Genomic DNA, 13,545 nt, shown 5'->3' with positions numbered 1-13,545 from the left:
ACATCCGTGTGGTCGGTCGCATGAACTCCAGAGGTGCCTCGGGTGGAAATCTAACTCACCCTAAGCCGCCGCCATTCAGTTCAGACGCAATCGGTAGCGTTACTGAGCTTTCAGGCCATCAGCCGATACAGCTTTAACGCCTTTGATTTTCTTGGCGATCGCTACAGCAGTTTCTTTCTGCGCAGCAGTCACAGCCGCTGTGGACGACAGGGACACAACACCTTTGTTGGTTTCAACTTTGATGTCGGTGCCAGGGATACCTTTCTCGGTAACCAGATCAGCTTTTACTTTAGTGGTGATCCAGGTATCGCTAGTCGCCTCGCCAGCGTCATGAGCAGCACCTTTGGTTTTGTCGATGCCGTCAGCCTTGGTAGCGCCGCCAGCCAGCAAGCCGTCAGCAGAAACTGCGGTTACACCTTTGATTTTCTTGGTAATCGCTACGGCAGTCGCTTTCTGCGAGTCCGAAACGGCTACTTTGGAGGACAGGGAAACCACACCTTTGTTGGTTTCAACCATGATGTCCGAACCTGGAATGCCTTTTTCAGTCAGCAGGTCAGCTTTGACTTTGGTGGTGATCCAAGTATCCGAAACGCTTTCCTTAGCCTGGGTGGCTTCGCCGGCCGCCAGAGTCATAGGGGCTTGGGAAGTCTGAGCAAAGGCTACGTTAGCACCCATGGCCAGAGTCAGAGCGGTAGCAGTAGCGAGAGCGAACTTCTTCATACGAGTAACTCCTGTTTTATTAAAAGACTGCAGTACATAAATCTTGGTACTGAAGCGCTAACAGGGATATTGCAGGCAGTGTGCCAAGTCGCCAGAAATATAAAAACCCTTATAAAACAACCAGTTATAAAAAACGCTAATTTTCGGAATCGTGCAACTTGCATGAAGTCCATCGTGCCTGCATGCAAGTTGCGGCTTTTGCGCAGGGCTAAACAGCTGATTCTCTTCCATTTTCTCACGCTCATAAAAAAAGGACTCCGAAGAGTCCTTTTCTGCAGCGTGACGCTTGCGGCTAGTTAAACGCCCGAAGCCTTGGCTGCTGCTACGTCCTTGATGGACAGTTTGATACGGCCGCGGTTGTCCACGTCCAGTACCAGCACTTCCACTTCCTGGCCTTCTTTCAGAATGTCGGTCACTTTCTCAACGCGAGCGTCGCTCAGCATGGAGATGTGAACCAGACCATCCTTGCCCGGCAGGATGTTGACGAATGCGCCGAAGTCGACGATGCGCTCAACCTTACCGACGTAGATCTTGCCGATCTCGGCTTCAGCGGTGATACCCAGGACGCGCTGGCGTGCTGCCTCAGCTGCTTCCTTGGTTTCGCCGAAGATCTTGATCGAACCGTCGTCTTCGATATCGATCGAAGCCTTGGTTTCTTCACAGATCGCACGGATAGTCGCGCCGCCTTTACCGATGACATCACGGATTTTGTCGGTGTCGATTTTCATCGCGATCATGGTCGGAGCATTTTCCGACAGCTCGGTACGCGACTGACCAATGATCTGGTTCATCTGGCCGAGGATGTTCAGGCGCGCTTCCAGGGCTTGGCCCAGGGCGATTTCCATGATCTCTTCGGTGATGCCCTTGATCTTGATGTCCATCTGCAGCGCGGTTACGCCTTTGGCGGTACCGGCTACCTTGAAGTCCATGTCACCCAGGTGGTCTTCGTCACCCAGGATGTCGGTCAGGATGGCGAATTTCTCGCCTTCTTTAACCAGGCCCATGGCGATACCGGCAACCGGTGCCTTCATCGGTACACCGGCGTCCATCAGTGCCAGGGAAGCGCCGCAAACCGAAGCCATGGAGCTGGAACCGTTGGATTCGGTGATTTCCGACACAACACGGATGGTGTACGGGAACACGTCGGCAGCCGGCAGCATCGCGGCGATCGAACGACGGGCCAGACGGCCGTGACCGATTTCACGACGACCAGCACCGCCCATGCGACCACACTCGCCCACCGAGAACGGAGGGAAGTTGTAGTGCAGCATGAACGGGTCTTTTTTCTCGCCTTCCAGGGTGTCCAGCAGTTGCGCGTCACGGGCGGTGCCCAGGGTCGCGACCACCAGGGCCTGGGTTTCACCACGGGTGAACAGCGCCGAACCGTGAGTCTTCGGCAAAACGCCGACTTCGATGTTCAGCGGACGCACGGTACGCGTGTCGCGACCGTCGATGCGTGGCTTGCCGTTTACGATGTTTTCGCGAACGGTGCGGTATTCGATTTCACCGAAAGCCGCTTTGACTTCGCTGGAAGAAGGCTGGCCTTCTTCACCGGACAGCTTGGCGACAACCTGATCCTTCAGCTCGCCCAGGCGAGCGTAACGGTCGGCCTTGACGGTGATGGCGTAAGCCTGGGAGATCGCGTCGCCGAACTCGGCACGGATAGCGCCCAGCAGTGCGGTCGCTTCTGGTTGTGGAGCCCAGGTCCAGGTTGGCTTGGCAGCTTCGGCAGCCAGTTCCTTGACGGCGTTGATCACCACCTGGAACTCGTCGTGGGCAAACAGCACGGCGCCCAGCATCTGGTCTTCGGTCAGCTCTTTGGCTTCCGATTCAACCATCAATACGGCTTCCGAGGTACCAGCAACGACCATGTCCAGGCTCGATGCTTTTTGTTGCTCGTAAGTCGGGTTCAGCAGGTAGCCGGTGCTTTCGTGGAACGCAACACGGGCGGCGCCGATCGGTCCATCAAACGGGATGCCCGAGATAGCCAGGGCAGCCGAAGTACCGATCATCGCAGCGATGTCCGGATCGGTTTTCTTGCTGGTGGAAACGACGGTGCAGACAACCTGCACTTCGTTCATGAAGCCTTCCGGGAACAGCGGACGGATCGGACGGTCGATCAGTCGGGAAGTCAGGGTTTCTTTCTCGGAAGGACGGCCTTCGCGCTTGAAGAAACCGCCAGGGATCTTACCGGCAGCGTAAGTTTTTTCCTGGTAGTGAACGGACAGAGGGAAAAAGCCTTTGCTCGGGTCAGCGGTCTTGGCGCCAACCACGGTCACCAGTACGGTAACGTCGTCGTCAACGGTAACCAGCACTGCGCCGGAGGCTTGACGGGCGATACGGCCTGTCTCGAGGGTAACGGTCGACTGACCGAACTGGAATTTTTTGATAACCGGGTTCACGGTGTCCTACCTTCTTTGTGGCTCTTGGGGAACTTGTCTTCTTGCGAAATTCTTGGGCAACGTCGGGAATCGGCCCAACCCTTGTCCAGGGTAAAACGTGTATCCAGATAAAACTTGAGGCTGGGAGCCTGCCATGGGCCAGCGGGAATCCCACTGACACACGGCAGACAACCAACCTCTAGCGCAATCGCTGATTAGCGACGCAGACCCAGGCGACCGATCAGAGCCTGATAACGACCCAGATCCTTGCCTTTCAGGTAGTCCAGCAGCTTACGGCGCTGGTTTACCATGCGGATCAGACCACGACGGGAGTGGTGATCTTTACCGTTGGCCTTGAAGTGACCTTGCAGTTTGTTGATGTTGTGGGTCAGCAGTGCAACTTGCACTTCTGGCGAACCAGTGTCACCAACAGCTTGCTGATAGTCAGCTACGATTTGTGCTTTTTCTTGAACGTCGAGAGCCATGAGGCAATCCTTTTTTCAGGAAACCACCCAGAGGGCGGTTTCAACAGGCCAGGGACAAATCCCTGTATCTAAAAATGAGTGTTGACCATGCCTGTTAACAGCCACACTCGTTCGGTCATTCTGACCGAATCAGTCGACGCGGCGCGATGCGCCCGTCTTCGCTCACTTCACCGATACCGATAAAGCGACCGTTATGATCCTGTACTCGCACCATGCCGAATTTCGGGGCATCCGGGGCGCGTACCGGCTGGCCGTTGAGCCAGTAGAACGCGCTGTGCTCCGAAAAGTGCAGCAATGGCCAATCCAGCAAACCGCTGTCCGATGGCATCAGGAAGCGATCAACCGCCTCATTGCCGCCTTCGGCATGTACCGCTTCGAGCTCTTCCAGCGTGACCGTCTGGGCCAGGGTGAAAGGGCCGGCCTGTGTACGTCGCAGTTCGGCAACGTATGCGCCACAACCCAGCTGCTCACCAATATCTTCCACCAGGGTACGGATATAGGTGCCTTTGCTGCAGTCCACCGCCAATCGGGCAGTGTCACCTTCACAGGCGAGCAATTCCAGCCGGGCAATAGTAACAGAACGCGGTTCGCGCTCCACCACTTCACCGGCACGCGCCAGCTTGTAAAGAGGCTGGCCATCACGCTTGAGCGCCGAGTACATCGGCGGTATCTGGCTGATTTGCCCACGGAAAGCGGGTAAGGCGGCTTCAATATCGGCACGACCAACGGTCACATCGCGAACCTGCAGGACATCACCTTCAGCATCGGCCGTGGTGGTGGTCTTGCCCAGTTGCATCAGGGTTTCATAACCCTTGTCGGAATCGAGCAGGTATTGCGAGAACTTGGTCGCCTCGCCAAAGCACAACGGCAGTACGCCGGTAGCCAGGGGATCGAGGCTGCCGGTGTGCCCGGCCTTCTCGGCATTGAGCAGCCAGCGAACCTTCTGCAACGCGGCATTGGAGGTAAAGCCAATGGGTTTGTCGAGCAGAATGATGCCACTGACGTTACGGCGGATACGTTTGACCTGAGCCACCGCTTACTCCTTGGCGTCTTCAGGTGTGGACGGATGCTGGCTGTCTTCAGCCACGGCGCGCTCGATCAATGCCGACAGGTGCGCGCCACGCACGACGCTTTCGTCGTAGTGGAAGTGCAACTGGGGAACACTGCGCAACTTCATTTCACGGGCCAACTGCATGCGCAGGAAACCTGCGGCGGCGTTGAGCACCTTGATGCTTTGCGCGATTTCTTCGCTGTTGTCCTGGCCCATCACGGTGATGAAGATCTTGGCGTGACCCACGTCACGGCTCACTTCAACGGCGGTGATGGTGACCAGGCCAACGCGCGGGTCTTTGACTTCGCGACGGATCAGTTGAGCCAGCTCGCGCTGCATCTGATCGCCGATACGCTGGGTACGGCTGTATTCTTTTGCCATGTCTTGTTACCTGTTACTGCCACACGGTGAAACCCGTGGGGTCTGAAAGCGGCAAACGCCCGGCCTGACAAAAGCCAGACCGGGCGTTGCGTTTAGAGTCCGTACGCTACGCGGGGCATCTGCATGCCCACACGCGGCGTGGCTCCGGAAGTGCGCGAGTTAGAGGCTGCGAGCAACCTGAACCTTCTCGTAGACTTCGATCTTGTCGCCAGGCTTGACGTCGTTGTAGCTCTTGACGCCGATACCGCATTCCATGCCGGCACGTACTTCGGAAGCGTCATCCTTGAAGCGGCGCAGGGATTCCAGCTCGCCTTCGAAGATAACGATGTCTTCACGCAGTACACGGATTGGACGGTTACGGTGCACAGTACCTTCGATAACCATGCAACCGGCGATCGCGCCGAATTTCGGCGAGCGGAACACGTCACGCACCTCGGCGATACCCAGGATGTTCTCCCGGACGTCACTGCCAAGCATGCCGGTAAGGGCTTTCTTGACGTCTTCGATGATGTCGTAGATGACGTTGTAGTAACGCATGTCCAGGCCTTCCTGCTCGACGATCTTGCGAGCGCCGGCATCGGCACGCACATTGAAGCCGAACAGTACAGCGTTGGAAGCCAGTGCCAGGTTGGCGTCGGATTCGGTGATACCACCGACACCGCCACCGACAACGCGCACTTGCACTTCGTCGTTACCCAGGCCGTTCAAGGCGCCGTTCAACGCTTCGAGGGAACCACGTACGTCAGATTTGAGGACGATGTTGAGCGTCTTCTTCTCTGCCTGGCCCATGTTCTCGAAGATGTTTTCCAGCTTGCCGGCGTGAGCACGAGCCAGTTTGACTTCGCGGAACTTGCCTTGACGGAACAGAGCCACTTCACGGGCTTTCTTCTCGTCGGCAACCACACTCATCTCGTCGCCAGCGTCCGGGGTACCGTCCAGGCCGAGGATCTCGACAGGGATGGAAGGACCGGCTTCCTTGATTGGCTTGCCGTTCTCGTCGAGCATGGCACGCACGCGGCCATAGTTCGAACCGACCAGCACCATGTCGCCTTGGCGCAGGGTACCGTCTTGAACCAGTACGGTAGCAACCGGGCCACGACCCTTGTCGAGACGCGATTCAACCACAACACCGCGGCCTGGGGCCGATGGGGTTGCTTTCAGTTCGAGTACTTCGGCTTGCAGCAGCACCGCTTCGAGCAGTTCGTCCACACCGGTACCGACTTTGGCCGAGACCGAAACGAACGGCGTATCACCGCCCCACTCTTCGGACGTCACACCGTGAACCGACAGTTCGCTACGGATGCGATCGAGATCGGCGCCCGGCTTGTCGATCTTGTTCACTGCAACCACCAGTGGAACACCGGCGGCCTTGGCGTGCTGGACAGCTTCAATGGTCTGCGGCATTACGCCGTCGTCCGCTGCAACCACCAGGATCACGATGTCGGTCGCCTTGGCACCACGGGCACGCATTGCGGTAAACGCGGCGTGACCCGGGGTGTCGAGGAAGGTGACCATGCCGCGCTCGGTTTCAACGTGGTACGCACCGATGTGCTGGGTGATACCACCGGCTTCGCCAGCCGCTACCTTGGCACGACGGATGTAGTCGAGCAGCGACGTCTTACCATGGTCAACGTGGCCCATTACGGTCACGACCGGCGCACGGGAGAACGTCTCACCTTCAAACTTCAGGGACTCGGCCAGGGAATCTTCCAGGGCGGTGTCGCTGACCAGGGTCACTTTGTGGCCCAGTTCTTCGGCTACCAGTTGAGCAGTTTCCTGATCAAGCACCTGGTTGATGGTCGCTGGGGTACCCAGTTTGAACATGAACTTGATGATTTCAGCCGCCTTGACCGACATCTGATTGGCAAGATCGCCAACGGTGATGGTCTCGCCGATCTGCACATCACGCACGACAGGGCCGGTTGGGCTCTGGAAACCGTGGGCGTTGCGCTTTTTCAGCTTGGCCTTGCCGCGACCACCACGACGGAAGCTGTCGCTTTCTTCGTCGGTGGTACGTGGGGCAACGCGTGGCGCAGGCGCTTTCTCTTTGACCGAGGCGCGATGCGGAGCGTTTTTACGCTCGCCATCACCGCCACCACCGCGACGATTGTTATCGTCGGCACGTGGTTTGTCCGGACGACGAGGTTCGTCGCGCTTGCGATCTGCTGCAGGAGCAGGTGCGGCAGCCACCGGGGCAGCCTCACGCACCGCTTCAACAGGAGCGGCGACCGCTTCAGTGCTGGCAGGTTGCGCAGCAGCAGGCTGGCGACGCGCTTCTTCTTCGGCGCGACGCTTGGCTTCTTCTTCAGCCTTCTGACGAGCAGCATTTTCTACTGCGCGACGTTCATCCAGCTCGCGTTTGCGCTCGGCTTCGATTTCTTCCGGGCTGCGCTGTACGAAGACTTTCTTCTTGCGTACTTCAACGCTGATGCTCTTGCTACCTGCAACACGCAGGGTGCTGGTAGTTTTGCGCTGCAATGTAATCTTGCGCGGTTCTTCCACTTTCGCCTTGTGGCTGCTTTTCAAGTGAGTCAGCAAAGACTGCTTCTCACTGTCGCTCACATGTTCCTCGGCGGCGGTGTGCGGCAGACCTGCCTCACGCATCTGCTGCAACAGGCGCTCTACCGGTGTTTTGACCTCATCGGCCAGTTGTTTCACCGTGACTTGCGTCATGCACTTCTCTCCTCAGGCCGCGCCTAATTACTCGAACCAATGGGCTCGGGCGGCCATGATCAACTTGCCGGCACGATCTTCGTCAATGCCGTCGATGTCGAGCAGATCGTCAATAGACTGCTCGGCCAGGTCTTCGCGGGTAATTACGCCGCGCACCGCCAGTTCCATCGCCAAATCCTTGTCCATACCCTCAAGCGAGAGCAGGTCTTCGGCCGGATGGGCGTCTGCCAGCTTTTCCTCAGTAGCGATGGCTTTAGTCAACAAACGATCCTTGGCCCGAGCGCGAAGCTCGTTGACGGTGTCTTCGTCAAAGCCGTCGATGTTGAGCATTTCTTCCAACGGTACGTAGGCAATCTCTTCCAGGCTGGTGAAGCCTTCATCTACCAGCACCTGCGCCAGATCTTCATCGACTTCCAGCTCTTCGATAAAGTTGCGCAGGATGTCACCGGTTTCAGCTTGCTGCTTAGCCTGGATGTCCGATTCGGTCATCACGTTCAGGGTCCAACCGGTCAGTTGGCTGGCCAGACGCACGTTCTGACCACCACGACCAATGGCCTGAGCCAGATTGTCTGCGCCAACGGCGATGTCCATTGCATGGGCATCTTCGTCAACGATAATTGCCGCCACTTCAGCCGGCGACATGGCGTTGATCACGAACTGCGCCGGGTTATCGTCCCACAGCACGATGTCCACACGCTCACCGCCCAATTCGCCCGACACTGCCTGGACGCGCGAACCACGCATACCAATGCAAGCGCCCTGCGGGTCGATGCGTTTGTCCTTGGAACGGACCGCGATCTTGGCGCGCGAACCCGGGTCGCGGGACGCAGCCATGACTTCGATCAGGCCTTCGGCGATTTCCGGCACTTCGATACGGAACAGCTCGATCAGCATTTCCGGCGCGGTACGCGACAGGATCAACTGAGGGCCGCGGTTCTCGGTGCGGATTTCCTTGAGCAGCGCACGCAAGCGCACGCCGACACGGAAGGTTTCGCGAGAGATGATGTCTTCACGGGCCAGCAACGCTTCGGCGTTGTTGCCCAGGTCGACGATCACGTTGTCGCGGGTCACTTTTTTCACGGTACCGGAGATGATTTCACCCAGGCGTTCGCGATAGGCGTCAACGACTTGAGCACGCTCGGCTTCGCGAACCTTCTGCACGATGACCTGCTTGGCGGTCTGTGCAGCGATACGGCCGAACTCGATCGATTCGATCTTTTCTTCGACGACATCACCGACGTTGGCGCCAGGGTGCGTTTGCGCAACCTTGCTCGGCCAGGTTTCAATCGCCGGATCATCAAGATCGGCTTCTTCGACGACCGTCCAGCGACGGAAAGTCTCATAGGCACCGGTGTGGCGGTTGATTTCCACACGCAGATCAACTTCATCTTCAAAACGCTTTTTGGTAGCAGTGGCCAGGGCCAGCTCCAGCGCTTCAAAAATCACGTTTGCCGGTACGCCCTTTTCATTGGATACCGACTCAACAACCAGCAGTACTTCTTTGCTCATCGTACGCCTCGCCTTTCGCAAGCCATTGGATCCGCGGGATCCGCGTCTCAGTCAAAACTGGGAATAATGTTGGCCTTGTCGATCATATCGATCGGCAACAGGAACTCGTGGTCTTCTACCTGCACCACGACATCCTGCTCTTCTACACCGCGCAGAAGGCCCTGAAAGTTGCGTCGCCCTTCGAACGGGGAGCGCAGCTTGATCTTCACTTGTTCACCGGCAAATTTTGCAAACTGATCAATAGTGAACAGTGGGCGTTCCATGCCTGGCGAGGAAACTTCAAGGGTGTATTCAACGGAAATCGGATCTTCAACATCCAGGACACCGCTGATCTGACGGCTGACAATTGCACAATCGTCCACCAGCACGCCGCCCTCTTTATCGATATAAACGCGCAACATTGAGTGGCGACCTTGAGCCGAAAACTCAATACCCCAGCATTCATAGCCTAGGGCCACGACCACCGGGGCCAGCAAGGCCTGCAACTCTTCTAGCTTGCTCGACACCTGAACCCCCTCGTGCATGTATGTGCATGCTGTGCAAAATAAAAAAATGGGCGAAACGCCCATCCTTGAAACGCCGTCGAACAGCGGCGTTGAAAGTGTCCAGCTAACAAAAAGCCCCTTAAAAGGGGCTCCGCTAAAACTGGTTGCGGGGGCCGGATTTGAACCGACGACCTTCGGGTTATGAGCCCGACGAGCTACCAGACTGCTCCACCCCGCGACAAAGCTGGGGCGGAAGTATACGACCGATCCCTTACAGGGTCAATGTAACCTTCCACCTACAAGAAAGCCCGCAACAGCGGGCTCTCCTGATAATTGGTACCGAGAAGGGGACTCGAACCCCTACACCCTATGGGCACAACCACCTCAAGGTTGCGTGTCTACCAATTCCACCACCTCGGCAATACAGCGTTTACAACCTTCTTACTTCTGCTCTTGAGCTGGAGGCACGTCAGTCGCTGGAGTAGCCGACTTTTGCTCTTGAAGCACCGGGACATCATCAGAAGCCGGTTTTGCTTTTGGTACTTCCAACACTGCTGGGTTTGGCAAACCTACTTGAGTCAGCACATGAGCCTTCTCTTTAGCAAAGTAACCTAACCCCAAGCTGGTTATGAAGAAACCGGCGGCAAGTATAGCAGTAAACTTACTAAGAAAGGTAGAGGAACCTTGGCTTCCGAATACAGTATTTGAAGCACCTGCACCGAAAGACGCACCAGCATCCGCACCTTTACCCTGTTGCAACAAAACCAGGGCAACTACGCCCAGGGCAGCCAACAGATGAAAAACGACTACGACTGTTTCCAGCATTTTTTCAGTTTCCCGCGGCGCGACAGATCGCACCGAACTCATCTGCATTCAGGGAAGCTCCACCAATGAGCCCCCCATCGATATCCGGCATGCCGAACAGTTCGACCGCATTGGCCGCCTTCACGCTGCCGCCGTATAGAAGCCGCACACCTTGTGCGACTTCAGAATTTTCTGCCGCCAACTGCGCGCGGATGGCGGCGTGCACATCCTGCGCCTGTTGCGGTGTAGCAGTCAGCCCGGTACCAATGGCCCAGACCGGCTCGTAAGCGATTACTGCCTTTGCAAACGCACCAACACCCAGTTCCTCGATGATGCTGCCCAGCTGACGCGAGACAACTTCAAGCGTCTTGCCCGATTCGCGCTGCTCAAGGGTTTCCCCTATGCACAACACCGGGATCAAACCACAAGCCTGTGCCGCTGCGAACTTGCGGTTGAGCATCTGATCGCTTTCACCCATCAACTGGCGGCGCTCGGAGTGCCCAACAAGCACATAGGCACAACCGGCATCAACCAACTGACTCGGCGCAATCTCACCGGTCAACGCACCTTGGGCGGGTTCCACCGCGCAATTCTGCGCACCGACCTGAATCGACTGACCTTTCAAGCCATCAACCACTTGGCCGACATGCAGGAAAGGCGGGAAAACCGCAACATCCACATCGCCAGGCAAGGCCAGGTGACGAAGGCCATTGATCAGCTCAGCGACACTGGCGCGGGTACCGTGCATCTTCCAGTTACCAGCTACCATCGTGCGACGCATGCTGTACCCCGTCGGTCAAAGTGGGCGCAGATGTTACCCAACCACACCATCACTGGCAAGCCGAATTCAGGCGCAAACTTCAGTTACCAGTTTTGCCAGGTCTTCGGCATGGCCGCGAACCTGTGTTTCGTCCTCGCCTTCGACCATGACACGCACCAGAGGCTCTGTGCCGGACTTGCGCAACAACACCCGCCCACGCCCCGCCATTGCCTGGGTTACACGCTCGCACGCTTCCTTGACAGAGGGGTGCTCGATTGGGTTTTCGCCACCGCCGAAACGCACATTGAGCAGCACCTGCGGACACTTGCGCAGCGCCTGTCGCGCCTGCGCCAGGCTCTCTTCGCGACGACGCAAGGCCAGCAACACCTGCAGCGCGGCGATGATTGCGTCGCCCGTGGTGGTGTGCTGGAAGCAAACGACATGCCCCGAGTTTTCACCACCAATCAGCCAATTGCGTTCCAGCAACTCGGCGATCACGTAACGGTCACCGACATTGGCGCGAATGAAGGGAATCCCCAATTCAGCCAACGCCAATTCGAGCCCCAGGTTACTCATCAGCGTACCGACGACACCCCCTTGCAGCTTGTTACGCTCATGCAAGTCGCGGGCAATGATGAACAGCAGGTCATCACCATCCACGACCATGCCGGTGTGATCGACCATCAACACGCGGTCGCCATCGCCGTCAAAGGCGATGCCCAGGTCTGCATGCTCGGCCAGAACCGCCGCCTGCAACTGCTCCATGTGCGTGGAACCGCAGTTGTCGTTGATGTTCAACCCGTTGGGCTGAGCCGACAGCACAGTGACTTGCGCACCGAGCTCCTTGAAGACACTCGGCGCCACCTTGTACGTCGCACCATGGGCACAATCGACGACGATCTTCAGCCCGGCGAAATTGGTGCTGCTCGGCACGCTGCTTTTACAGAATTCGATGTAGCGACCGGAGGCATCGTTGATACGCGACACCTTGCCCAGCTTGCTGGACTCAACCACCGTCATCGGCGCATCCAGCAGCTCTTCGATCATCAGCTCGATCTCGTCCGGCAACTTGGTGCCCTGCCCCGAGAAAAACTTGATGCCATTGTCATCGTGCGGATTGTGCGAAGCACTGATCACGATACCGGCTTGAGCATGAAAGGTACGCGTCAGGTAGGCGATCGCCGGTGTAGGCATGGGGCCCAGCAGCATCACGTCGGCACCCGCGGCGGACAACCCTGCCTCCAGCGCGGATTCAAACATGTAGCCGGAAATACGCGTGTCCTTGCCCACCAGGATGCGGCACGCGCCCATGCTGCGGAATGCCATGCCTGCCGCCCAACCCAGCTTGAGCATGAAATCTGGGGTAATCGGGTATTCACCGACCCGACCACGGATACCGTCGGTGCCAAAATATTTCTTAGTCATGAGTGCTCCATCATTCTTATTCGGCTGATTCTACAGCGGCAATCATGCGCACCACGTCCACCGTCTCGGCGACATCATGCACACGCAAAATACGAGCGCCCTTGGTCATGGCAAGCGCAGCCAGCGCGAGGCCGCCATACAGCCGCTCACCCACCGGGCGATTCAGGGCCTGCCCTATCATGCTCTTGCGCGAAACACCGACCAGAAGAGGCCGACCAAGGGCGTGCAGGGCTTGCATATGCTTGAACAGGCTTAAATTATGCTGCAGGGTCTTGGCGAAGCCAAACCCGGGATCGAGAATGATCTTTTCAGCGCCAATGCCCACTGACGCGCACTGGGCGACTCTGTCAGCGAGGAAGCGACTTACCTCGCCAACCAGGTCGTCGTAGTGCGGATTATCCTGCATATTGCCGGGTTCTCCCAGCATATGCATCAGACACACGGGCAGGCCGGTCGCCGCAGCGGCGTCGAGGGCACCGTCGCGCTGCAACGAACGCACATCATTAATCAGGCCCGCTCCCAGGCGTGCAGTTTCCCGCATCACCGCCGGCGTTGACGTGTCCACCGAGATGATCACATCCAGCTCGCGCGCAATGCGCTCGACAATCGGCGCCACCCGCTCCAGCTCCTCCACAGGAGAAACAACGCGGGCACCCGGCCGAGTCGACTCGCCGCCGACATCAATCAACGTCGCGCCGGCAGCCACCATCGCCTCGGCATGACGCAACGCGGCATCCTGCTGACTGAAGCGGCCGCCATCGGAGAACGAGTCGGGAGTTACATTAAGAATGCCCATGACATGCGTATGGGCCAAATCAAGAACCCGGTTGCCGCAAGGCAACCGGGTGGAGGACGACGCAGAAATCATTTC

The 13,545-nt window shown here is 57.6% G+C and carries 12 protein-coding genes and 2 tRNA genes; all 14 read right to left on the bottom strand.

From position 1 onward, the window contains the following. Positions 1 to 99: 99 nt before the first annotated feature. Positions 100 to 720, bottom strand: a complete 621-nt coding sequence (locus BFP93_RS04795) for a BON domain-containing protein (RefSeq protein ID WP_065883947.1) — start codon at positions 718 to 720, stop codon at positions 100 to 102. Between the two features lie 296 nt (positions 721 to 1,016). Next, the gene (gene pnp, locus BFP93_RS04790; RefSeq protein ID WP_049711495.1) at positions 1,017 to 3,122 is read right to left on the bottom strand and encodes a polyribonucleotide nucleotidyltransferase; all 2,106 of its coding nucleotides are present in this window, start codon (positions 3,120 to 3,122) and stop codon (positions 1,017 to 1,019) included. 194 nt (positions 3,123 to 3,316) lie between these two features. Then, the gene (gene rpsO, locus BFP93_RS04785; RefSeq protein ID WP_003176135.1) at positions 3,317 to 3,586 is read right to left on the bottom strand and encodes a 30S ribosomal protein S15; all 270 of its coding nucleotides are present in this window, start codon (positions 3,584 to 3,586) and stop codon (positions 3,317 to 3,319) included. Between the two features lie 115 nt (positions 3,587 to 3,701). After that, positions 3,702 to 4,619: a tRNA pseudouridine(55) synthase TruB gene (gene truB / locus BFP93_RS04780; protein ID WP_003176136.1), complete on the bottom strand. Its 918-nt coding sequence runs from the start codon at positions 4,617 to 4,619 to the stop codon at positions 3,702 to 3,704. A 3-nt stretch (positions 4,620 to 4,622) separates the two neighbouring features. Then, positions 4,623 to 5,018, bottom strand: a complete 396-nt coding sequence (gene rbfA / locus BFP93_RS04775; RefSeq protein ID WP_065883945.1) for a 30S ribosome-binding factor RbfA — start codon at positions 5,016 to 5,018, stop codon at positions 4,623 to 4,625. Positions 5,019 to 5,177: 159 nt separating this feature from the next. Then, on the bottom strand, positions 5,178 to 7,691 hold the full coding sequence (gene infB, locus BFP93_RS04770) for a translation initiation factor IF-2 (protein WP_065883943.1): 2,514 nt from the start codon (positions 7,689 to 7,691) through the stop codon (positions 5,178 to 5,180). A 27-nt stretch (positions 7,692 to 7,718) separates the two neighbouring features. Beyond that, positions 7,719 to 9,200, bottom strand: a complete 1,482-nt coding sequence (gene nusA, locus BFP93_RS04765) for a transcription termination factor NusA (protein ID WP_057725019.1) — start codon at positions 9,198 to 9,200, stop codon at positions 7,719 to 7,721. A 47-nt stretch (positions 9,201 to 9,247) separates the two neighbouring features. Continuing rightward, positions 9,248 to 9,706: a ribosome maturation factor RimP gene (gene rimP, locus BFP93_RS04760; protein WP_003235029.1), complete on the bottom strand. Its 459-nt coding sequence runs from the start codon at positions 9,704 to 9,706 to the stop codon at positions 9,248 to 9,250. Positions 9,707 to 9,846: 140 nt separating this feature from the next. After that, a tRNA-Met gene (locus BFP93_RS04755) sits at positions 9,847 to 9,923 on the bottom strand. Positions 9,924 to 10,019: 96 nt separating this feature from the next. Next, positions 10,020 to 10,105 (bottom strand) — tRNA-Leu (locus BFP93_RS04750). Positions 10,106 to 10,126: 21 nt separating this feature from the next. Beyond that, the gene (gene secG, locus BFP93_RS27065; protein WP_010206600.1) at positions 10,127 to 10,510 is read right to left on the bottom strand and encodes a preprotein translocase subunit SecG; all 384 of its coding nucleotides are present in this window, start codon (positions 10,508 to 10,510) and stop codon (positions 10,127 to 10,129) included. Between the two features lie 4 nt (positions 10,511 to 10,514). Beyond that, positions 10,515 to 11,270, bottom strand: a complete 756-nt coding sequence (tpiA, locus tag BFP93_RS04745) for a triose-phosphate isomerase (protein WP_057725018.1) — start codon at positions 11,268 to 11,270, stop codon at positions 10,515 to 10,517. Between the two features lie 66 nt (positions 11,271 to 11,336). Beyond that, entirely contained in the window at positions 11,337 to 12,674 is a 1,338-nt protein-coding gene (gene glmM, locus BFP93_RS04740) for a phosphoglucosamine mutase (RefSeq protein ID WP_065883941.1), read from the bottom strand. Between the two features lie 16 nt (positions 12,675 to 12,690). Continuing rightward, entirely contained in the window at positions 12,691 to 13,542 is an 852-nt protein-coding gene (folP, locus tag BFP93_RS04735) for a dihydropteroate synthase (RefSeq protein WP_065892265.1), read from the bottom strand. Between the last annotated feature and the right edge of the window lie 3 nt (positions 13,543 to 13,545).

It is taken from the genome of Pseudomonas sp. 44 R 15, assembly GCF_900004965.1.
Taxonomy (GTDB): Bacteria; Pseudomonadota; Gammaproteobacteria; order Pseudomonadales; family Pseudomonadaceae; genus Aquipseudomonas; species Aquipseudomonas orientalis_A.
Note: the sequence above shows the minus strand (reverse complement) of the source record. Positions and strands in the feature narration are given on the sequence as shown.